Origin of the sequence: Kaistia sp. UC242_56 (assembly GCF_044452255.1) — a bacterium.
Taxonomy (GTDB): Bacteria; Pseudomonadota; Alphaproteobacteria; order Rhizobiales; family Kaistiaceae; genus Kaistia; species Kaistia defluvii_A.
On sequence record NZ_JBIOAN010000002.1, the window covers coordinates 675521 to 696980 of the forward strand.

Annotated in this window: 19 protein-coding genes and 1 tRNA gene; 9 read left to right on the top strand and 11 right to left on the bottom strand. The window is 65.3% G+C overall.

Going from position 1 to position 21460, the window contains the following annotated elements; genetic code table 11:
- Nucleotides 1-28 precede the first annotated feature (28 nt).
- The 7 genes from ACHMWQ_RS05875 to ACHMWQ_RS05905 all read right to left on the bottom strand — a co-directional run bounded on the left by ACHMWQ_RS05875 (nucleotide 29) and on the right by ACHMWQ_RS05905 (nucleotide 8110).
- Complete coding sequence (locus ACHMWQ_RS05875) at nucleotides 29-277, bottom strand: hypothetical protein (protein ID WP_396306745.1); 249 nt, start codon at nucleotides 275-277, stop codon at nucleotides 29-31.
- Nucleotides 274-2211 carry a chemotaxis protein CheA gene (locus ACHMWQ_RS05880; protein WP_396306746.1) on the bottom strand — a complete coding sequence of 646 codons (1938 nt, stop codon included), beginning with the start codon at nucleotides 2209-2211 and terminating at the stop codon, nucleotides 274-276. Before ACHMWQ_RS05880 ends, ACHMWQ_RS05875 begins: the two co-directional genes overlap by 4 nt.
- Complete coding sequence (locus ACHMWQ_RS05885) at nucleotides 2212-3060, bottom strand: protein-glutamate O-methyltransferase CheR (protein WP_354553577.1); 849 nt, start codon at nucleotides 3058-3060, stop codon at nucleotides 2212-2214.
- Nucleotides 3057-4136, bottom strand: coding sequence for a chemotaxis-specific protein-glutamate methyltransferase CheB (gene cheB, locus ACHMWQ_RS05890; protein ID WP_396306747.1), 1080 nt, complete (start codon nucleotides 4134-4136; stop codon nucleotides 3057-3059). The genes ACHMWQ_RS05885 and cheB overlap by 4 nt, the downstream gene beginning before the upstream one ends.
- Nucleotides 4133-5569: a chemotaxis protein CheW gene (locus ACHMWQ_RS05895; protein WP_396306748.1), complete on the bottom strand. Its 1437-nt coding sequence runs from the start codon at nucleotides 5567-5569 to the stop codon at nucleotides 4133-4135. The genes cheB and ACHMWQ_RS05895 overlap by 4 nt, the downstream gene beginning before the upstream one ends.
- Nucleotides 5569-7497: a methyl-accepting chemotaxis protein gene (locus tag ACHMWQ_RS05900; RefSeq protein WP_396306749.1), complete on the bottom strand. Its 1929-nt coding sequence runs from the start codon at nucleotides 7495-7497 to the stop codon at nucleotides 5569-5571. Before ACHMWQ_RS05900 ends, ACHMWQ_RS05895 begins: the two co-directional genes overlap by 1 nt.
- Nucleotides 7498-7588: 91 nt before the next feature.
- Nucleotides 7589-8110: a response regulator gene (locus tag ACHMWQ_RS05905; protein ID WP_396306750.1), complete on the bottom strand. Its 522-nt coding sequence runs from the start codon at nucleotides 8108-8110 to the stop codon at nucleotides 7589-7591.
- A gap of 192 nt (nucleotides 8111-8302) precedes the next feature.
- Between ACHMWQ_RS05905 and ACHMWQ_RS05910 the strand changes: the two genes are divergently transcribed.
- The 3 genes from ACHMWQ_RS05910 to ACHMWQ_RS05920 all read left to right on the top strand — a co-directional run bounded on the left by ACHMWQ_RS05910 (nucleotide 8303) and on the right by ACHMWQ_RS05920 (nucleotide 10922).
- The gene (locus ACHMWQ_RS05910; RefSeq protein ID WP_396306751.1) at nucleotides 8303-9199 is read left to right on the top strand and encodes an alpha/beta fold hydrolase; all 897 of its coding nucleotides are present in this window, start codon (nucleotides 8303-8305) and stop codon (nucleotides 9197-9199) included.
- A 229-nt stretch (nucleotides 9200-9428) separates the two neighbouring features.
- Nucleotides 9429-10475 (top strand): sensor histidine kinase, encoded by a 1047-nt coding sequence (locus ACHMWQ_RS05915; RefSeq protein WP_396306752.1) that lies wholly within the window; start codon nucleotides 9429-9431, stop codon nucleotides 10473-10475.
- Nucleotides 10476-10529: 54 nt separating this feature from the next.
- The gene (locus ACHMWQ_RS05920) at nucleotides 10530-10922 is read left to right on the top strand and encodes a response regulator (RefSeq protein ID WP_396306753.1); all 393 of its coding nucleotides are present in this window, start codon (nucleotides 10530-10532) and stop codon (nucleotides 10920-10922) included.
- Between the two features lie 298 nt (nucleotides 10923-11220).
- Here ACHMWQ_RS05920 and ACHMWQ_RS05925 read toward each other — a convergent pair.
- Nucleotides 11221-11310: transfer RNA gene (locus ACHMWQ_RS05925), tRNA-Ser, on the bottom strand.
- 276 nt (nucleotides 11311-11586) lie between these two features.
- On the opposite strand from ACHMWQ_RS05925, the gene ACHMWQ_RS05930 reads away from it, so the two are divergent.
- The 4 genes from ACHMWQ_RS05930 (at nucleotide 11587) to ACHMWQ_RS05945 (ending at nucleotide 14522) form a co-directional block, all read left to right on the top strand.
- Nucleotides 11587-11913: a hypothetical protein gene (locus tag ACHMWQ_RS05930; protein WP_396306754.1), complete on the top strand. Its 327-nt coding sequence runs from the start codon at nucleotides 11587-11589 to the stop codon at nucleotides 11911-11913.
- Nucleotides 11914-11939: 26 nt separating this feature from the next.
- Complete coding sequence (gene msrA / locus ACHMWQ_RS05935) at nucleotides 11940-12605, top strand: peptide-methionine (S)-S-oxide reductase MsrA (RefSeq protein ID WP_396306755.1); 666 nt, start codon at nucleotides 11940-11942, stop codon at nucleotides 12603-12605.
- Nucleotides 12602-13270 carry a 2OG-Fe(II) oxygenase gene (locus ACHMWQ_RS05940; RefSeq protein WP_396306756.1) on the top strand — a complete coding sequence of 223 codons (669 nt, stop codon included), beginning with the start codon at nucleotides 12602-12604 and terminating at the stop codon, nucleotides 13268-13270. Before msrA ends, ACHMWQ_RS05940 begins: the two co-directional genes overlap by 4 nt.
- A 136-nt stretch (nucleotides 13271-13406) precedes the next feature.
- On the top strand, nucleotides 13407-14522 hold the full coding sequence (locus ACHMWQ_RS05945) for an NADH:flavin oxidoreductase/NADH oxidase (RefSeq protein WP_396306757.1): 1116 nt from the start codon (nucleotides 13407-13409) through the stop codon (nucleotides 14520-14522).
- Nucleotides 14523-14590: 68 nt separating this feature from the next.
- Here the strand turns inward: ACHMWQ_RS05945 and mepA are convergent, their stop codons facing one another.
- Entirely contained in the window at nucleotides 14591-15592 is a 1002-nt protein-coding gene (gene mepA, locus ACHMWQ_RS05950) for a penicillin-insensitive murein endopeptidase (RefSeq protein ID WP_396306758.1), read from the bottom strand.
- Nucleotides 15593-15888: 296 nt separating this feature from the next.
- Between mepA and ACHMWQ_RS05955 the strand changes: the two genes are divergently transcribed.
- Nucleotides 15889-16536, top strand: coding sequence for a peroxiredoxin (locus tag ACHMWQ_RS05955; RefSeq protein WP_396306759.1), 648 nt, complete (start codon nucleotides 15889-15891; stop codon nucleotides 16534-16536).
- A 601-nt stretch (nucleotides 16537-17137) separates the two neighbouring features.
- On the opposite strand, the gene greA is transcribed toward ACHMWQ_RS05955, so the two are convergent.
- Nucleotides 17138-17605 (bottom strand): transcription elongation factor GreA, encoded by a 468-nt coding sequence (gene greA, locus ACHMWQ_RS05960; RefSeq protein ID WP_396306760.1) that lies wholly within the window; start codon nucleotides 17603-17605, stop codon nucleotides 17138-17140.
- A 185-nt stretch (nucleotides 17606-17790) separates the two neighbouring features.
- Here greA and ACHMWQ_RS05965 point away from each other — a divergent pair, with 185 nt between their 5' ends.
- On the top strand, nucleotides 17791-18783 hold the full coding sequence (locus ACHMWQ_RS05965) for a glycosyltransferase family 9 protein (protein ID WP_396306761.1): 993 nt from the start codon (nucleotides 17791-17793) through the stop codon (nucleotides 18781-18783).
- 857 nt (nucleotides 18784-19640) lie between these two features.
- Here the strand turns inward: ACHMWQ_RS05965 and lepA are convergent.
- Entirely contained in the window at nucleotides 19641-21446 is a 1806-nt protein-coding gene (gene lepA, locus ACHMWQ_RS05970; protein WP_354554319.1) for a translation elongation factor 4, read from the bottom strand.
- Between the last annotated feature and the right edge of the window lie 14 nt (nucleotides 21447-21460).

Sequence of the window (21460 nt, forward strand, 5' to 3'; positions counted from 1 at the left end):
TTTTTAAGGAACACCTTCGGGTATGTCTTCATGGGGCCGGATCATTTCGTCGGATCCGGGGGAGAATGAACTGAGCCGAAAACGGATCCGGCGCCTCGCCCTCGACTTCGGGGCGCAAGGCCAGCAGCACCTGCCAGAGGGATGTATGGACCCGCTCGGCGGCGAGCACAACGCGGCTTTCCGGCGCGGCATGAAGCGCCGCCAGCAGCGTCTCCGCCTCCTCGACGCCACATCGACCTGTCAGCCGGATCTCCATTCCTTCCAGGGCAACCGTCATGACAGCAGCGCCTCCAGGTTCAGCACGATGACGATCCGACCGTCGCCGACCACGGCCGTGCCCTGAATGCTGTTGGCATGCTTCAGCAGGCCCGTAGGTGGTCGAAGCAAGGTCTCGAAGCGTTCCCCGATGCTGTCGACCACGAGCCCGACCACGGTGGCTCCCAGTTCCAGCACCAGCATCAACTCTTGCGGACGCGGCGGGGTAGGGGTGCCCAGGATGTCGCCGAGGCGCAGCACGGGAAGGGTGCGGTTGCGGAGCACATAGGCCTCTCCGGAGCGGACCTTCACGAGCGCGTCAGACGGTATGCGGAGCGTTTCCGCGACCGCCTCCAGCGGAATGCCATAGGTCTCGCCGGAGACGGAGACTACCAGGATGCGGCTCATGGAGAAGCCCGTCGGAAGGGACAGCGTGATCGTCGTTCCCGCTCCGACCGTGCTGGCGATGGCGACCTTGCCGCCCAGTCGCCGCACCGCCGTCCGTACCGCATCCATGCCGACGCCCCGCCCGGAAAGGTCCGTGACGCTTTCCGCGGTCGAAAAGCCGGGGGCGAACAGCAGGTCCAGGATGGCGGTTCCGTCCAGGCTCTCGGCATCCTCGCGCGGGATCAGGCCGCGCGCCAGTGCCGTGGCGCGGATCTGCTCCGGCTCGATTCCGCGACCGTCATCGGCGACCTGCAGTTCGATGCGGTGGCCGACCTGCCGGGCGGTGACCGAGATTCGGCCCTTGGCGGGTTTGCCGGCGATCCGCCTCTGCTCCTCCGTCTCGATGCCGTGGTCGACCGCGTTTCGAAGCATGTGCAGCAGCGGCTCGTACAGGCCATCGACGATGCTCTTGTCGGCCTCGATCTCGCTGCCGGAGACGTCCAGTTGCAGCGGCTTGCCGGTCTGCCCGGAAATCTCGCGTGCCAGGCGCGGCAGACGGCGCAGCGTATCGCCGAGCGGCACCATGCGAACGTCGGTCGTAGCGCGCTGCAGCCGGTTGATCAGGCGGGTGAGGTCCTGCTGGGCGGTCGCGATATTGCGGGAAAGCGGCAGCCCTCCGGCGAGCGCCTGGGCCTCGGCGACGAGGGCGGACATGCCGTTCTTGGCGGTGAGCACTTCGCCAACGAGCGTCACGATGTCGTCGATCCGCGCGAGATCGACACGGATCGTTCGTGCGCTCGGCTCGACAGGTTCCGGCGTGGGAGTCGGCTGCTCGGCCGGCCGCGCCTGGACGATGGCGATCTGGTCGGGAATGAGACGGAACACCGCTTCGATATCCGCCCGCTTCGCCGTCGAGATCGCCTCGAAGATCAGATTGCTGCGGAAGGGGTCCATTTCGGTCGGCGCTGGCCATTCGTCGCGCGTCAGGATCCGCGCGAAGACGATCTGCGGTACGGCGGCCAGCAGCGTCACCGGATCATCGCCGTTGAAGAAGCATTGCGGTGTGGGCGCGTAACGGAAGGCTACCGCATCCGCGCCTTGACCCGTCGGATGGGCCTCGAAAAGGCTCGCGGCCCAGGGCGGAACCGGTCCGGAGGTGAGCGAAGGCGGTGACGCGGAAGCGGAGGAGGGTGTCTTGGATCCGAGCGCGCGAACCAGTTCCGCGCTTTCCTCCTGAGCCTTGTCGCCGAGCGAGCCGGTCTGCTCCAGATCCCGGACGCAGCGGTCGACCCATTCGACCACCGCGAACATCGGATCGATCCGGCTGGGATCGAGTTCGGCGTCTTCCTTCTTCGCAAGCCCCAGCACGTCCTCGGCGGCGTGCAGCGCGCTCTGCATTGGGGCGAGATCGAAGAGGCCGACCGATCCCTTCAGGGTGTGAATGGCGCGGAAGGCGCTGTCCAGCCTGGCGCGGTCGCCCGGCTCGCGCTCCAGCGCGAGCAGATCCTCCGCCGCCTGCTGCGTGAGTTCCGCCGCCTCGATGACGAACTGGGCCAGGAGATCGTCCACTCAGTTTCCCCGCGCGCGACGGTAGACGACAGCGTCTTCGAACCGGGCAACCTCGAACCGCTGGGAGATCCGGTTCATGGATTCGGTATGCCCCAGGCAGAGATATCCTCCCGGCAGCAGCGCATCATAGAGATGGTCGACGGTCCGCCGGCGCGATTCATCGTCGAAATAGATCAGCACGTTGCGGCAGAAGATGATGTCGAACGCGCCTTCGGACGCCATGGACTGCGCGTCGATCAGGTTGGCGGGGCGGAAGCTGACGGATTCGCGCAGGTCCTGGATGATCCGCCACCGGTCCCCGCCGGCCCGCTCGAAATAGCGTTGCCGGAGATCGTCCGACAGGCGGGAAACGGAGCGCTTGCCGTATTCGCCGAGGCTCGCATCCTTCAGCACGACGCTGTCGATATCCGAACCGACGATCTCGACATTGTAGGCATCGACGAGGTGCCAGTTCTCCAGCAGCCAGATCGCGATCGAATAGGGTTCTTCGCCCGTGGAGCAGGGGACGGACCAGATACGGATCCGGTCGCCCGGCATCTTGTCACGGATGCGGTCCGGCAGCAGCGAGGCGCTCAGGCAGCGAAGCTGGTGTTCTTCGCGGTAGAAATAGGTTTCGTTGACCGTGAAGCGGTTGATGAGGTGCTCGGCCTCATTGGGGTCGCTGAGAAGAAGATTGAAATAGGAGCCGAAGGACACGGCGCCCGTCGCGGCAACGCGGTCCGCGGCGCGTCGGTCGATGTAGTATCGCTTTGTCTCGCCGAAGAGCATCCCGGTGCGCCGGTACAGGAAATCGCAAAGCCGCAGCAGATCGGCCGTCGAGAGATATCTCGAATCTTCGCCTGTGGTCATCGCGCCAGCTCCATCAGGCGCTCGCCAATACGCGGCAGTTCGACGACATCGACCGCGCCATCCAGCTTCACGAGCTCTCCGGGCATTCCCCATACGACGGCGCTCTGCTTGGCTTCGGCGATCGTATGGCCGCCGCGCGATCGCAATTCGGCCATCGCCGCCGCACCGTCATTGCCCATGCCGGTCATGAGCAGTCCGACGAGCCGGCTGGCGGTCACATGCTCCATGGCGCTGCGCACCATGCGGTCGACGCTGGGATGCCACCGGTGCTCCGGATCGGCGGGCATGGCGATGGCGGTGAGCCCCTTGTTGCGGCGGGTCAGGACGACATCCGCATCGCCCCGGCCAATATAGACATGCCCGGCTTCCAGGGGCGTCGGCTTCGTCACCTCGACGACCGAAACCGCGCAAAGCTTGTCGAGCCGGCGTGCCAGCGGGCCGGTGAACGAGACCGGCATGTGCTGGGCAACGACGACCGGCCACGGGAAATCGCCCGGCAGGCCGGACAGCACGGCATCGAGCGCCGGCGGGCCCCCGGTCGAACAGCCGATCAGCACCACGCAGTCGTCCGAAAGCTGGAAATCCGCCTTCGATGCGACGGGGCGGGCTGACTGCGAGGACCGCGCCGCGTGACTCTCGGCCCGAAACCGTACGCGTTCGGCCAGGCGTCGGCTTCGCGGCACCTTGGCGGCTGCTGCGGCGCGGACCCGCTCGACGATCAGCGGCGCCAGTTCATCGGCATGCAGCGAGATCGTGCCTTGCGGCTTCGGAATGAAGTCGATGGCACCCATTTCAAGCGCCCGCAGCGTCTCGTCCGCGCCATGCTCGGTCAGGGCGGAGACCATCACGACGGGGCAGGGGTGCTCGACCATGATGCGATCGAGACAGGCGAGGCCGTCCATCCTGGGCATCGTGATATCGAGGGTGACGACGTGGGGGGCGAAATCGCGGATCATGTCCAGCGCCTCCGCGCCATCGCGCGCCGAGGCGATCTCGAAATCGGGTTCAGCCTCGAAGATCCGGCCCAGAAAGCGGCGCATCAAGGCGGAATCGTCGACAATCAGGAGGCGGATCACGACGGTTGAGCCGTGTCGGCTGTCGGCTGGAAGCGCTTGAGAAGGTCCCGCTCGGCCCTGTCCAGAAGTTCCTTCGGATCGACCAGGAGGATCATCGCGCCGTCCTCGCCCCGAGTGGCGACCCGGTCGAAGACCTGGCCGCCACTTCCCGGCAAGCTGGGCGCCGGCCCGATGGCGGAGGTTGGAACCATCAGGATCTCGGAAACGGAATCGACGATGAAGCCGGCCTGCAGCTTGTCGATCGTCACCACGATGACGCGCGGCCGCTTTGCCCCGAGGCCCTCCGCCGCCTGGAAGCGCATGCGCTGGTCGATCACCGGAACCGCCTTGCCCCGGACGTTGATCACGCCGGCGATGAAGTCCGGCGCGTTGGGAACGCGGGAAATCGCGTTGGGTAGTTGGACGATCTCGTCGACCGACTCGATCGGCAGGCCGAAGACGTCGTCGCCGACAGCGAAGACGAGGAAGCGCTGGTCCGGGTCGGCGGCGCTATGGTCCGGCATGTCGGTCTCCTTGACGCCCTGGCCCGCCAACGCCGCGCGGACCTCGCGGTTTCGAAACAGGCGCGCCGGCGTCAGGATCGAGATCAGCGGCCGATGGCCGTCACCCCGAGCGATCGCGTCAATCTCCGCATCGCCGGTTCCGCGCTGGAGGATCGCCGGAACGGGATCGATGGAGGTCTCGGGAACCCGAACGACGCCAGTCAGCAGCCCGGAAACCAGTCCGATACGCTCATCTCCGAAATGGACCACAACGACGTGCCGCCTCTCATCGGGAACCTCGGCAAGGCCGAGCAGCGCCGCGAGCGAAACCAGCGGGACGACATCCTCCCGAAGGACGATCATGCCGACGGACGTCGCCGCCCCCTTCGGCAGGCCGGTCACCCCGACCGGCAGCTTCAGGACCTCGGCAACATTTTCCAGCGGCAGGGCGAAGTGCTGTCCCGACAGACGGAATGACAGCAGCGCACGCGTGTCCCCCTGAACCTCGTTGTCCCTGTCGGGGGCCGTGGGCTGACTGGCCGCGCGACGGGGCAGCGAGGCAGTTTCGAAGAACTGGGCAGCCAGCAGTTTCGCGACATCCAGCGACTGCGCCGCAGAGGCCTGATCGGAGGTCAGCTGGCGGACGTCGTCGATGAGAAGCGCGACCGCGCCGCGCTCGTCATAAACGACAACCCTGGTTTCCCGGGATGGCGCCGGCGTGCCGCTCTCGGTCGAAGCCACCAACCCGCTCAGGCGGATGACGGGGATGGCCAACCCATGAAAATTCATCAGGCCCGCCAGGGCCGGCAAGCTGTTTGGAACGCGCGTAATCGCAGGCCGACGCCCGACCTCCAGCACCTTTTCCGCCGGCAGCAGATAGTCGCGGCCATCGATGACGACGGTCAGCTTGCGTCCGGCCTCGCTGGCTATGCGAGCCTTTGCCCTCGCCATTAGCTGGCCGCCAGCTGCAACTCGTCGGCGAGCGACGCAATTTCCTCGATCGCCGCGGCAAGGTCCTCGGCCGCGCGCGACTGCTCCTTGGCAGCCGTGCTGGCCGTGATCGCCGCCGCGCTTGCTTCCTGGGCCGCTGTCGCGATCTGCAGGGTCCCGGCCTGCACTTCCCGCACCGCGTTGAGGGCAAGCTGGGCTTGGCCAAGCATATCGTCGCTGCCTTTGGCGATCGCGGCGATATCGCGCTCGACGTTTTTCATCCGCTCGATCACCGCTGCATTCTTGCTCCGCTCGTTTCCGGCGACTTCCAGGACCATTTCGAGATCATGGCGCATGGTGGCGATCTGCAGTTGCATCAGCCGCACGACGTCCTTGACGCCCTCGATATAGTCGCTGCCTTCCTGCGCGAGCTTGCGAATGTCGCTCGAAACCTGCGCGAAACCCCGGCCGGCTTCGCCGGACCTGGCGGCCTCGATCGACCCGGAAACCGAAAGCATGCTCGTCTGGACCGATACCAGGACGATCCGGTCGATGCTTTTCTCGATATTTCGCGAGACGTCCGCCAGCGAGTTCAGCACATCGAGTGAAATCTGCGTCCCGTCCAAGGTCGCCGAGAAGTTCCCGCTGATCTCTTCCAGCGCGGACTGCGTCTTGGCCGAGAGCGATGCGATCGACCGGGCCCGCTCGATGGCGAGGCGCGTTGCCTTTTCCGACTGGTCGAGCGTCTTCTCGACAGACTGCAGCGCCGCATTCGATTGCTGTGTGGCTGCCGCCTGGGCCTGAGCGCCTCGGCCGATCTGGTCGATCGCGATCAGGATTTCCGCGGCGGCGCCGGCAAGCTCCTGAACCGTGGCCGACAGCTCCTCGGCTGCGGCGCTGAGCTGCTCCCGCCCGCTGGCCGCGGAGCCCTGTCCGTGCAGGTCCTCGGCCAGGACGGCCAGGGACTGGGCCGCCTCCTGGCTCTGGTCCAGGGCCTGGCTCTGCTGCTGGACCGATCGCTGGGCCTGCGCCACCGCTGCGGACTGCTGCTCGGCGGCGCTGGCCACGAGTTCCGAACCGCGGCCGGCCTCGCGAACGGCGACGTCCGCCTCGATCGCGGAAGCCAGGATCTTCTGGCTGCTGTCGGAGAGCGCCCCGAGATCATCGCGCATGGCCGAAAGGTGGTCGGTGATGGAACGGGCAGTCACCGTCTGGCGCTGGGCGGTATTCGCCGCGCCACGGATCTGCTCGGCGAGCGTCTGTACCTCCCGCTGGATGCTGGTGGACTGCCCCTCAATGTCGCGGGCCGTCCGCTCCGCCACTTCGGCCAGGGCGCGGACCTCGTCGGCAACCACGGCGAACCCCTTGCCGACATCGCCGGCGCGCGCGGCTTCAATCGCCGCATTCAGGGCGAGCAGGTTCGTGCGGTCTGAAATGTCCGCCACCATCTGCGTCGTTGCGCCGATGCCCGCCGCCTGCTTCTCCAGCCGCACCGCGATATCCACCGAAGCGAGCTGGCGCGTGGAGGCCGTGACCAAGGAGGTGATGGCGTCCTCGATCTGGGCCGCACTTTCCAGTGCGGCGGCATGCAGGGCATCCGTCTTGCGCCGCGACGTCTCGGCGGAGTCGCGAACCCGGGAGAACGTCGCCCCCAGCATCTCGACGGCGCCCTGGGACTCCTGGGCGGCTCCGGCGGCTTCCTCGGCACCGGCCGAGATCTGCTCCAGCGACTGGCGCAGCTGTTGAGCCGCCGCCGCTGCCTCGGTCATCCCGCTTGCCAGTTCCTCGGTTGCGGCGCCGATCCGCTCCGCAACCTTCTGCTGGCGGACCCGGGCCCGGTCCTGGGATCGACGCGCCGCGGCGCCCTTGGTCTCGGGGGCGGCCGCTGCCACCGACGGGGCCGGCGCGTCGGCGCGCTTCGCGATCTCGGACGTCTTCACCAGCACCATGTCATTTTCCTAAACGGCCCCTTGCACGCGGCCAGTTTCAACCCGTTCCGGCGAAGTGTAGCCGGCCGCATCCAGTCCACCAAGCCGGCGTCTAGGCGCCTTTTCTCAGTGAAAAACGATTGCCCAGCGTCGCGTCGATCCCCTCGACGAGCTCGGTGAAGTCAAAGGGTTTGGCGAGAATCCGGTGGCCGCGATACTGCTCCGGCAGAGCCTGCCTGCCGAAGCCCGACGCGAAGAGAAAGGGAATGTCGCGCTGCAAAAGAGCTTCCGCGACCGGGAAGGAGGACTGCGCGCCAAGGCTGACGTCGAGTATGGCGAAGTCGACATCCTCGGTGGCGGCAAAAACGAGTGCCTTCTCCAAGGTCGCCGCGCTAGCGACGAGATCGCAGCCCGCGTCGAGAAGATACTCTTCCAGAAGCATGACAATGATCGGTTCGTCCTCGATGACGAGGACTCTTGGCCTTATACCCGACACGAAATACCCCGGCCCCCATCTATCCTCGCGGCGCTTCAACTGGCTCGAAAGCGTTTGGTTCCACGACGAGCGCGATTTTTCTTTGAGGGACCCCGTTTTAGCGGAGAAGGCGCCGCAACCGCTCCCCTGCTCGGGCATTCGGTTGAGGGCAGGCGCGATGGGGCAGCCTCATTCGCCTGTCGCAGCCAAGCGCAATGGGGCAAGCCGGGGGCATATTCCCTTTTCGGCTCGAAGGTCAATTATTACCCGGGTAATAATTGACCTCACCATTTTACCCGGATATAACCACGCCGATCAAATTCTTCAGCAAGAGCCGGGCGGAATGGGACGATGCGCTTCGTGAAAGCCAACGGGATCGATGTGGCCTATGACAGTTTCGGCAACGACGAGGATCTGCCGATCCTGCTGATTGCCGGGCTGGGTACTCAGAGGATCCGATGGACGGCGCAGTTCTGCCAAGCGCTGGCAGGGCGAGGCTATCGCGCAATCCGGTTCGACAATCGCGACGCTGGAGGCTCGACCCATTTTCCGCAGTACGCGAAACCGGATTTCGGCGCGCTGGCGGCTGCACTTGGGTCGGGACAGCGACCCGACGTTCCTTATACCCTTTATGACATGGCCTCAGACGCCATCGGCTTGCTCGATGGGCTCGCCATCGACCGCGCGCACGTGGTGGGGCGATCGATGGGCGGCATGATCGCGCAGATCATGGCGAGCGAGCATCCGGAGCGGATACTGTCCTTGACGTCGATCATGTCGACCACGGGCAATCCGGCACTTGCACAAGCTGAGCCCGACGTCATGGCGATGATGATGCGGCCCGTGCCAGATCCCGCCCTGGACGAGGCCGGGTTCCTCGCTCACAGCCTTGCCTTCGCACGCCGCATTGCCGGCAAGCACCCTTTCGACGAGGTGGCTCATGGGCTTCTCGTCCTGGAAGAGGTTCGCCGTGCCTACGATCCCGGCGGCAGCGGACGGCAAATTGCCGCGATGGCCGTGGCCGGTGAACGGCGTTCCCGTCTGGCGACCGTCACGGCACCGACGCTCGTCATTCATGGAACCGACGATCCACTCATCTCGCCGGCAGGCGGCCTGGACACGGCCGCCTCGATCCCGAACGCGGATCTCCTGTTGATCGACGGCATGGGGCATGACTTGCCGCCCGCGCTCTATGGACAGGTTATCGAGGCGATTGACCGTACTGCCCGACGGGCATCTGAGAACTAAAGCGGGAAACCCTCTCGCAGTTGCCGCTAGTTACCACGGCCCGGCGTGCCGTTCAGGATCGTGACGCCGGCGTCGCCATGGCTCTAGGGCCCGGAGACAAGACATTGGAACGAAGGGCTTCTGCGCAAGGTGTGATAGGATGAGCCCGTCGAGCCAGCCCATCTGGCGGCTTGGCGTCGTTGCCGAGTAATGACTTGCTTCGCAAGTCTCCGGCCCTCGAGGGCCACCTATGTCCCCCAGCGCGCATTTTGAAGCGGCAAGCACTCTTGCGGTCGTGGTGTCATCCAACGAACCGCTTCTTTTCCTGACCGACGACTTGACCATCATCGCTGGGAGCACGTCGTTCTGCCGGACATTCGGGATTGATCCCGCGTCAATTCCCGGCAGACAGCTGGGCCAGTTAGGGAGCGGCGAATGGGCTATGCCCAAGCTTGAGCTGTTGCTGAAGGCCACTGCGTCGGGAAGCGTTCAGGTAGAAGCCTACGAAATCGACCTGGTGCGGCCCAATCAGAAAACCCGGCAATTGGTCGTCAACGCGCGCACGCTCGATGACGGGGACGTCGACCATGTCCGTCTCCTTCTCGCCGTCACCGACGTGACCGATGCCCGGGCCGAAGCGCGACTGAAAGATGATCTGGTTCGCGACAAGGCCATGCTGCTTCAGGAAGTTCAGCATCGGGTCGCCAACAGCCTTCCGATCATTGCGAGCGTGCTCATGCAGAACGCCCGTCGGGTCTTGTCGGAAGAAGCGCGTGGCCACCTTCAGAACGCCCATCATCGCGTTATGTCTATCGCTGCCCTGCAGCGGCAATTGTCCATGTCCGGCGCCAGTGACGTTGAGGTCCGCAACTATTTCAATCAGCTTTGCCAAAGCCTCGGCGCATCCATGATTGCTGACCCGGATCGCCTTTCGATCCAGGTTACGGTCGATGACAGTCGCGTCACGGCTGATGTGTCCGTGAGCCTGGGGCTTATCGTGACCGAACTCGTCATCAACGCCCTCAAGCACGCATTTCCTGACGAGCGAGTTGGAACGATTAGGGTCGACTATCAGAGTTCTGGCCAGGACTGGACGCTTTCCGTCGTCGACGACGGCATCGGCATGCCCTCAGGTGACGACGCACCCAAAGCGGGATTGGGCAGTGGCATCGTCGAGGCCTTGGCGAAAAACATGCTTGGGGAAATCCAGGTCACCAATGCCGACCCTGGCACGAAGGTCTCCATCAGCCATGTGGAAAGCGCCGGCATCAAAGCCGACCTTCCCGCCGCCGCCTAGCAAGCATTTTGTGCAAGGTCTTGGGCTCCCCATCTACAATCACTCGAGTGAGCAATGAATAACGGCAAAGCTGTCGTGCTTGTGGTCGAAGACAGCGCGATCATTCGATTGGGCGCGATCGATCTCGTGCTCGCTGCGGGCTACGTGGCCCTTCAGGCGTCCAATGCGGACGAGGCAATTGCTATCCTCGGCTCCCGGCAGGATATCGATCTGGTGTTCACCGACGTGCAGATGCCCGGCACCATGGACGGGATCAAGCTGTCCCACTACATCCGAAAGCGCTGGCCTCCGGTAAAGCTGATTGTCGCCTCCGGCGCCGCCATTCTCGAGGAGAGCAGCTTGCCAGGGGGCAGCCGGTTTTTCTCCAAGCCATATGACGATCACTCCATCACTCTCGCAATGGCTCTACTGCTGTCGGGCGAGATGCCGGATGGCTCGACGGCCTAGCCGCCCACCCCACGGATCCGAGATAAGTGAAACCACACTACCGGGCCGCTCCCAATCCGGCGTCGATGTGACACCGCGGATGAGGGTGCGTGTGTCCATAGTCGGCAGTTCGTCGGGACAGAGCTGGAACAGTGGGATCCGAGTCGAATTGTAGCGTGCCTCGACCATCGACAGATTGCGGCCAGGCGAAGGTCGCGACCAAATCTCAGCCAATCGCAGCACAGCGCGATCGGATTGGCGGGCATTTCCGGCGAGCGAATGCGCGCTAGCGCAAAAAATCAATGAAATCAGATATATATGGCGGAGGGAGCGGGATTCGAACCCGCGATACGGTTTCCCGTATACACACTTTCCAGGCGTGCGCCTTCAACCACTCGGCCACCCCTCCGTACCAAACGCCCTGCGGCGTGGAAGTCTGCCAGCGCAATATTTCGAGGCGGTGGACGCCTCTTGCTCTCGGCAGGTCCTGCTCTTGGCAAGACAGGCCGTGCGGTATCACGAAGCCAGGGCAAGCCGCAAGGCTTCCTGTGAAAACAGCCGGGGATGGCCGTGTATTAATGGTCGCGGGGGCGGCAAATGTTGCCGAAATCGTACCGCCACACTATCTCTGGACCAGCCGCCGCTGACCGCTCGCGTCAGCCGGGCCGCGACGAGGGATCAAGCCATGTTCACCCTTCTTGTCCGTCTTCTCGGCCTTTTTGCCATCGCCGGCGCGGTGGTGGGGCTGGTGATCGACGGTACCAAGTCGATCGCCGCCTCGACGCTGACCGTAACCCCGCTCGGCCAGGCCTGGTTCGCTTTTGATCCAGCCAGCCTGACTTCGTTCCAGACGGCGGTCGCCACCCATATCGAGGCCTATGTCGGTCCCTGGGTCTGGTCGCCGGTGATCCAGTTTCTGCTGACCTTGCCGACCTGGCTGGTCCTCGGCGCGCTTGGCGCGTTTCTCGTTCTCGCAGGCCGGCGCCGGCGCTATCGCTCCATCGTCGCCTGACTTCATCCTACACAAGGAGACTACGCATGAATCTCCTCGACATCTTCCAGCGCAAGGCACGCATGCCGGCGCCGGGCGAGGCCCTGCCTGGCCGCGCGCAACCGATCACCACCCCGGGCGCGCATTTCGTCAATGGCCATCCGATCGCCGGACCCTATCCCGCCGGCATCGAGACGGCGCTGTTCGGACTGGGCTGTTTCTGGGGTGCGGAGCGCAAGTTCTGGCAGGCGGACGGCGTCTATGCGACGGCGGTCGGCTATGCGGGCGGCCTGACGCCGAACCCGACCTATGGCGAGGTCTGCAGCGGCATGACCGGCCATAACGAAGTCGTGCTCGTCGCCTACGACCCGGCCGTGATCTCCTATGACGCGCTGCTGAAGCTGTTCTTCGAGAGCCACGACCCGACGCAGGGCATGCGCCAGGGCAATGATGTCGGCACGCAGTACCGCTCCGGCATCTATGTCGCCAATGCGGCCGAGCGCAACCGCGCCGAGGCGGCGCGCGATGCCTATCAGGCGGCGCTGTCCGCCCGGGGGCATGGCGCGATCACGACGGAAATCCTCGACCGGCCGCCCTTCTACTTCGCCGAGGAAGACCACCAGCAATATCTGGCGAAGAACCCGAACGGCTATTGCGGCCTGGGCGGCACGGGCGTTTCCTGCCCGATCGGCACAGGCGTGGCAGCCCTGTGAGCGAGGTCATCGAAGCGGAGACGGATGACTTCGACACGTTGGTCGGCGACGCAGCCATCGAGGCTTTGGCCCAGGATGGTTATGTCGTCGTCGACGCTTTCTTCAACAACGGACTGGTCGAGGCGCTGGCCGACGAACTGGCGGCGATGGAGGTCTCCGGCGCCCTGACCGATGCGGGAGTCGGCCGCGAGGCCGGACGCCGGCAGGCGGCCGAAATCCGGCGCGCCGCGATCCGCTGGTTCGATGGCGGCACGGGTGCGGAGCGCCGCTTTCTCGATATGGCCGAGCGGCTGCGCATCGCGATCAACCGGCGCCTCTTTCTCGGCCTGTTCGATTTCGAGTGCAATTTCATCGCCTATCCGACCGGCGGCTTCTATGGCCGGCATCTCGACAGCCTGACCGGTGCTCGCAACCGCGTCGTCTCGATGATCGTCTATCTCGATGCCGGCTGGCAGGCCGATTATGGCGGCACGCTGCGGCTCTGGAAATCGACGGAAGCGGACGCGGCGACGGTCGAGGTGGTGCCGCAGGCCGGCCGGGTCGTGCTGATGATGTCGGAAGAAATCCCGCATGAGGTTCTGCCTTCGCATCGGCCGCGCCATGCCATAGCCGGCTGGTGGCGCGTCAATGCGTCTTCCGGACAGCGGCTCGACACGTCGCGCTGAATTGCCAAGGCGGTCGGACCGACGCCCGATCGCCATCTTGCTCCCAAGCCAATCCGCAGGACGGCGTTTCGGGCGCGCGAGCGCTCGCTATGCGTCCGGTCTGCCCCATGCCTTCGCATTTCAAATGGATCGATCGATGACCAGTGCGCTTTTCTCCCCCATCACGCTCGGCGAATTCACCCTGCCAAACCGCATCGCCGTCGCGCCGATGTGCATGTATTCCGCCGATGACGGCTCGGCCAGCGACTGGCATATCCAGCACTGGATGAATCTGGCCATCTCCGGGGCCGGCATGATCACCTTCGAGGCGACCGGCGTCGAGCGGCGCGGGCGCATCTCGCATGGCTGCCTCGGGCTCTATTCCGATCACAACGAGGCGGCGATGGCGCGGGCGCTGGCGGCGGCCCGGCGGGTGGCGGTCCCTGGCGCCGTCTTCGGCGTGCAGCTTGGCCATGCCGGGCGCAAGGCGTCGTCGCAGCTTCCCTGGCTCGGCGGCGGGGCGCTGACGCCCGAACAGGATGCCTGGCAGACGGTTGGCCCTTCCGCCATTCCCTTCGGACCCGGCTGGCCGACGCCCACTGCCCTGGACGAGACCGGCATCGAGCAGATCGTCACGGCTTTCGTCGACGCGGCCAAGCGGGCGGAGCGGGCAGGGCTCGACTTCGTCGAACTGCATGGTGCGCATGGCTATCTGCTGCATGAATTCCTGTCGCCGATCTCCAACCAGCGCAACGATCGCTGGGGCGGCAGCCTGGAAAACCGGATGCGGCTGATCGTGACGGTGGCGAAGGCGGTGCGAGCGGCGCTGCCGCAGCGGATGTTTGTCGGCGTGCGTCTTTCGGCCTCGGAATGGGTCGAGCGCGACAGTTTCCATGTCGATGAGGCGGTCGAGGTCGCCAAGGCGCTGAAAGCAGTCGGCGTCGTCTATATCTGCGCCTCGACCGGCGGCAACGCCCATGACGCGAAGATCCCGATCGGGCCGCTCTATCAGGTTGAATTCGCGGAGAAAATCCGCGCTGGCGCCGATATCGTCACCCGCGCTGTCGGGCTGATCACCACCCCGGCCGAGGCGGAAGGGCTTCTGCGCGAGGGCCGGGCCGACATGGTGGCGCTCGCCCGCGCCATCCTGGCCGATCCGCGCTGGCCTTGGCGCGCCGCCTATGAGCTTGGCGCCGAAGCCTATGCCCCGCCGCAATATCAGCGCAGCCTGACGACCATGAAGCACTGGGTCGCCGAGCCGGACGACGCGTAGGGCATCAAGACGAAAACGGCCGCTTCGAGGGATCGAAGCGGCCGTTTCCTGTTAGCACCCCGTTAACCCTAGTGCAGCGTTCCGGTCACCGGCGCGTCGGCGGGGTTCTCGATGTCGGCGGGCGGGGCGGCGTCATAGGCCATGGGCACGGCGGCCGGCTCCGGCGTCATGCCGGGAGGCGCGCCGATCAGCACCTGGCGACAGGCGGCCGGCAGGTCGGCCAGCAGCATCGGCCGCGGCTTGACGGCGGGCTTGGTCGGCTTGGTCGGGGTCTTCGGCGGCTTGGGCGGCTGCAGCCAGGCGTCGAGCTCCGGTCCGCAGCCATCGCCCGGAGGCGGCGCCTTCTGCGGCACGCAGCTCGCCATGCCGGGCGGGCAATCCAGCCGGACGTGGAAGTGGTAGGTGTGGCCCCACCAGGGGCGGACCTTGTTGAGCCAGCCGCGATCACCGCGCGTATCCTCGCAGAGCGCTTTCTTGATCGCCGCGTTGACGAAGATGCGCGCCACCCTGGGATCGAGCGCGGCGCGGCGGATCAGCTTGACCTGGCCCTGCGTCCAGACCGAGCGGTCGATCACACGGGCCTTCTCGTTGACCATTGAGGTCGCCGACATCTTCTCGCGCTCGTCGCGCGAAAGCAGGCGGTTGGGCATCGGCGTCAGCCAGAGGTCGACATCGAGGCCGATCTGGTGGCTGGCATGGCCGGTCAGCGCCGGGCCGCCGCGCGGCTGGCCCATGTCGCCGACCAGAAGACCCGGCCAGCCGTCCTGGCGCTTGGCGTCATGGGCGAGCTTTTCCGTGAAGGCGATCAGCTCCGGCGTGCCCCAGTTGCGGTTGCGCGACAGGCGCATGGCCTGCCAGTCCTTGCCGTTGACGGGCAGGGCGACCGCGCCCGCGAGACAGCCCTTGGCATACGAGCCAATGGCGCGCGCCTCGAGCGGGATCGGCGTCTTGACGTCGCTGAACAGGATCTTCGCCGGCGTCGTGTCGATCGATTCCGCCATGGCGGGCGCGACGGCGAAAACCGGCAGCAGGATCGAAAGCGCGAGCGCGCGGATCGGCTTTTTCAGCATGATGACACCTTCCTGGTCAGCGCTCCCCGGGGCGCAGTATCGCCGATCAATCTTGACGATCCGTCAACCATTCCAGGCCGGACGCTGCCGGCTCGCTTTGGACGAATATTCCAGTTTGGCAGGGGAGGGAGGAGAAGATCGGAATGATTTGGCGACAATGGCGCGAGTAGGGCGATTTCGTTCTCCGAACCCGCCGGATTCCGCGATTGACCGGTTGCGCGGCCATGCGATACTCGCGCTGGAGAAAAGAGCCGGCCCCTCCGCGGTCGGCCCCATGCATCGAGGGCGCAACCAAAATGGCACTCAATCTGGGGGACGTTGTCCCCGATTTCACCGCCGACACGACCGAGGGCAAGATCTCGTTCCACGAGTGGCTCGGCAATGACTGGGGCGTGCTGTTCTCGCATCCGAAGAACTTCACCCCGGTCTGCACCACCGAGCTCGGCGCGGTCGCCAAGCTGAAGCCGGAATTCGAACGGCGCGGCGTCAAGGTCATCGGCCTTTCCGTCGACCAGCTTTCCAATCACGGCCAGTGGATCGACGACATCCGCGACGCCACCGGCGCGACGCTCAACTTCCCGCTGATCGCCGACCATGACAAGAACGTCGCCAATCTCTACGGCATGATCCATCCGAACGCCTCCGACACCACGACGGTCCGCTCGGTCTTCGTCATCGGTCCCGACAAGAAGCTCAAGCTGACGCTGACCTATCCGGCATCGACCGGGCGGAATTTTGACGAGATCCTGCGCGTCATCGACAGCCTGCAGCTGACCTCGAAGTTCTCGGTGGCGACGCCGGTCGACTGGAAGCAGGGCGAGGACGTGATCATCGTTCCCTCGGTCTCCGACGAAGCGGCCAAGGAGAAGTTCCCGGGCGGCTGGAAGACGCTGAAGCCCTATCTGCGCGTCGTGCCGCAGCCCAAGGTCGGCGAATCCGTCTGATTACCGGGGTTAGTTTCGAGGGCGTCGGTTGCGGCCGGCGCCCTTTTTGTTTGGGGTGGTTTCAAGCCGCCTCCCTGTCCGCGCCGTGCTGTCCGATCGACATCCTCCACCATCATCCCGGCTGTCTGGACCGTAAATCGACAAGCGATACCGATTTCTCCATTCGAGCCGCGCTGCCCTTACCTCTCCCTGAGGGAGAGGTCGGAGCGAAGCTCCGGGTGAGGGTTTAGGAAACCACCCGGAGAGGCGGTAAACCCTCACCCGCCGGCCTGCGGCCGTCGGCCTCTCCCTCAGGGAGAGGTGAAGGAAGGGTATTTCAGACCAAGTTAGTGAGGAGGTTCAAAACTGCCTCCCTCTTCGATCAGGGAATACATCCTGAGGTGCTTCGCGTCAGCGAAGCCTCGAAGGAGGGTTCAGTGTGGCACCGAGACTGAATACGAAGTCGAGGGGAGTCCAGCCTCCGTCCTGTCCTGGCATTCCCTGGACCCTCCTTCGAGGCCCGGCTTCGCCGGGCGCCTCAGGATGATGGGAGAGGGTGGCCTGCCATGCTCTCAAAATACTCGACATGCCGAGCGCGACCGAAGGTCCGCCACGCCAGTCCTCAGGAAATCGCCTCGATCTCGGCGTCCTGGCCGGCGATGACGACCTCGTCGCCGACGCCTTTTCCAAGCACCGCCTGTGCCAGCGGCGAGACATGCGACACGGTTCCCTGGTTGGGATCGGCCTCGTCCTCGCCGACGATGCGGTAGGTCTGCCGCCGTCCGTCCTCGCGCAGGATTGTCACCGTGGCGCCGAACTGGACCGTGTCCGGGTCGTCCGGCGGCGGTACCGGTTCCGCGCTGATCCGGCGTTGCTCCCAATAGCGCTGGTCGCGACCCAGGGCGGCCAGGGCCATTCGGTCGTCCTCGGCCCGGGCGACGGCAATCGCCTCGGCCAGGCGGGCCAGTTCCGCCTCGATCGCCGCCAGGCCTTCCCAGGTCACCAGATTGGGGTGCGGCGAGACCGGGCGTTCCGGCAAGCCGTCATCGCCATGGTCGGCGTCATCTTCCTTCACGAAAGCTCTGCTCATGCCGGGATGGTAGGGCGCGGGGTCCGCTCCGTCCATATCCGTTCTGGCGAGCGGCTCGAAGGAGTCCCTCCCGGGCCGGCCACCGCCGAAAAATTTCGCTCGAGGTGCAATCCGGCGTGGCTATGGCGGCGCGCAAAAAACCGCTAAGGGAAGCAGCCCCTCCGTCAGATCAACCGGCCTGCCTCATGACATCCACCCCTGCTGGCGCGCTCGCGCCGATCGCCGTCCTCAGCGACCGCGCCGGTCTTGGCGACGCGCTCATGGTCTGTCCGCTGATCTGGGCCGTGGCGCAGCGCTATCCTGGCCACCCGATCTGGTGGATCTCGTCCTGCCCGGACCGGCTGACCCGGCCGGTGCATGAACTGGTCGCCGACATCGCGCCGAATTTCGTGCACTTCCCGCGGGCGCGCTACTGGCCGGTGCCGGTCATCTCGGCGCTGCTGAAGCTGCCGCGCTTCCACCGGGTGTTCGACGTGCGCTCGCGCGTCGGCGACGTGCTGCTGGCGCGGCTTTTTCTGAAATCCGGCGGGTTCCAGAGCAGCATTCCGATCGGCAAATTCCACCGTCCCTCCCTGATTGTCGATCGCAGCTGGTCGACGATCGAGGCGGACGCCGGCAGGAAGCTCGACTGGACGGTGTCCGCACGCGACGGCTTCCATCTGCCGCCACAGGCGCTGGCGCTGGCGGCGGAATTGTTTCCGGCAGGCCGCCGCCATGTCGGTATTGCCGTGACGACCAAGGGCGGCAAGGGCTGGCCGGTGCCGCACAACATCGCCTTCGCGAAGCTGCTGCTCGCCGAGGGGCTGACGCCGGTCTTCATCTCCGGCCCGTCCGAGCGCGAGGAGATCGCGGCGATCCGCGCCGGCGTGGCGGAGGCGCTGTTCACGCCGGCGCGCTATGACGGCGAGGCCGAGAGCGTCTATCGGCTGGAACTGACGGCGGCGAGCGCGCGACGTATGGAAATCGGCGTCGCGCCGGATACCGGGCTCGGCCATCTGATGGGCATCTCGCTGGTGCCGATGGTGAGCCTGTTCGGCCCCGGACAGCCGGAACGCTGGGCGCCGCAGGCGGTCCGCAACACCATCGTCCAGGCCCCCGAAATCGACGGCCGGCGCGACATGAAGTCGATCGAGCCGGCTGTGGTGCTGAAGGCCGTTCTCGACATGCTGCGCGGGTAGGTTTTTGGCTTTACCTCTTCCGTGGGGAGAGGTCGACGGCGAAGCCGGCAGGTGAGGGCGTAGGGAAATTTTCCGGAGAAGCCTCAACCCCTCACCCGGACCTGCGGTCCGACCTCTCCCCACGCGAGAGGTGAAAGGGTGGCTCGGTTGAAGCAATTGCCACTCCCCTTGACAGGCTATGGCTCGGCGTCCTCCCCACCCTCGCCGTCATCCCGGGCTTGACCCGGGATCCATTCATCCGAGGCATGTCTGGTCGGGATGCGTGGCGCTTCGCGCTTCGCTCTGATGGGGCTTGGCATGGCTGCCTCTCCCTTGTTGCAAACACCTCCCCAGAACCCGGCTGCATGGATCCTAGGTCTTCGCCCGAGATGACGCCGGAGGGTGGGGATGAATGGGAGCCAGGGTGATAGACGCCACGGGTGCAGCCCACGCGTGATCGTCGGAATGCACTCTCCTTCACCTCTCCCGCGGGGAGAGGTCGACGGCGGAGCCGGCGGGTGAGGGCGTAGGGAATCTTCCGGAAAGGCCTCAACCCCTCTCCCGGACCTGCGGCCCGAGCTCTCTCCATGGGAGAGGTGAAGGGTGTCTCGGCGAGAGGTGAGGGTAATCCAGGAATGCCGTTCTGCAGCGCTCCGCTCTCCAACATCCTGAGGCGCTTCGCGCAGCGAAGCCTCGAGAAGGACGCACCGCCTGATAGCAAATCCTGATGGCGCCGCTTTGCGTGCTTCGAGACGGCCCTCCGGGCCTCCTCAGCATGTTGAGGGTGGTTTCTGCCAGAGAAGAGGAATCCTCCAAAGAAAAACGGCCGTCCCGATTTGCCCGGAACGGCCGCGAAATCTGCAAAAGGGCTGGGCCCCTCAATCGTCCATCTTCAGGGCGGCGATGAAGGCTTCCTGCGGGATGTCGACCTTGCCGAACTGGCGCATCTTGCGCTTGCCTTCCTTCTGCTTGTCCAGAAGCTTGCGCTTGCGCGTGATGTCGCCGCCATAGCACTTCGCCGTCACGTCCTTGCGCATGGCGCGCACCGTCTCGCGGGCGATGATCTTGCCGCCGATGGCGGCCTGGATCGGGATCACGAACAGATGCTGCGGGATCAGGTCCTTCAGCTTCTCGCACATGGCGCGGCCACGGCGCTCGGCCTGGGTGCGGTGGACCAGCATCGACAGCGCGTCGACCGGCTCGGCATTGACCAGGATCTGCAGCTTCACCAGGTCGCCCGGCTTGTGGTCGGTCAGGTGGTAATCGAACGAGGCATAGCCCTTCGAAATCGACTTCAGCCGGTCGTAGAAATCGAAAACGACTTCATTGAGCGGCAGGTCGTAGGTGACCATGGCGCGCGAGCCGACATAGGAGAGGTCGGACTGGATGCCGCGCCGCTCCTGGCAAAGCTTCAGGATCGCGCCGAGATATTCGTCCGGCGTCAGGATGGTGGCGCGGATCCAGGGCTCCGAGATCTCGCGGATCTTCATCACGTCCGGCATATCGGCCGGATTGTGCAATTCGACCTCGCTGCCATCGGTCAGGGTGATCTTGTAGATGACGGATGGAGCGGTCGCGATCAGGTCGAGGTTGAACTCGCGCTCCAGCCGCTCCTGGATGATTTCCAGATGCAGCAGGCCGAGGAAGCCGCAGCGGAAGCCGAAGCCGAGCGCGGCGGAGGATTCCATCTCGAACGAGAACGACGCATCGTTGAGGCGCAGGCGCCCCATCGCGGCGCGCAGTTCCTCGAACTGGGCGGCATCGGCCGGGAACAGGCCGCAGAACACTACCGGCTGCGCCGGGCGGAAGCCGGGCAGCGGCTCGGCCGTCGGCTTCTTGTCGTCGGTGATGGTGTCGCCGACGCGCGTATCCGCCACTTCCTTGATCGAGCCGGTGAAGAAGCCGATCTCGCCGGGGCCGAGGTCGTCGACGGGAACGAGCTTCGGCGTGAAATAGCCGACGCGCTCGACTTCGTAGACGGCATCGGCGCGCATCATGCGGATGCGGGCGCCCTTCTTGAGGCGGCCGTCGATGATGCGGACCAGCACGATGACGCCGAGATAGGCGTCGTACCAGCTGTCGACCAGCAGCGCCTTCAGCGGCGCGTCCGGGTCGCCCTTGGGCGGCGGCAGGCGGGTGACGACGGCTTCGAGCACGTCGGGAATGCCGATGCCGGTCTTGGCCGAGATCAGCACGGCGTCGGACGCGTCGATGCCGATCACTTCCTCGATCTGCGCCTTGATGCGGTCGGGTTCGGCCGCCGGCAGGTCGATCTTGTTCAAGATCGGCACGATCTCGAGATCGTTGTCGATCGCCTGGTAGACGTTCGCCAGCGTCTGCGCCTCGACGCCCTGCGACGCGTCGACGACCAGCAGCGCGCCTTCGCAGGCGGCGAGCGATCGCGACACTTCATAGGCGAAGTCGACGTGGCCGGGCGTGTCCATCAGGTTAAGGATGTAGGTCTTGCCATCCTTGGCCTTGTAGTCGAGCCGGACCGTCTGGGCCTTGATGGTGATGCCGCGCTCGCGCTCGATATCCATCGAGTCGAGCACCTGCTCCTTCATCTCGCGGTCGGTCAAGCCGCCGGTGGCCTGGATCAATCGGTCGGCAAGCGTCGACTTGCCGTGATCGATATGGGCGACGATGGAGAAATTGCGGATGTTGTCTTGCGGCACGGTGCTCATGGCGCGCTCAATAG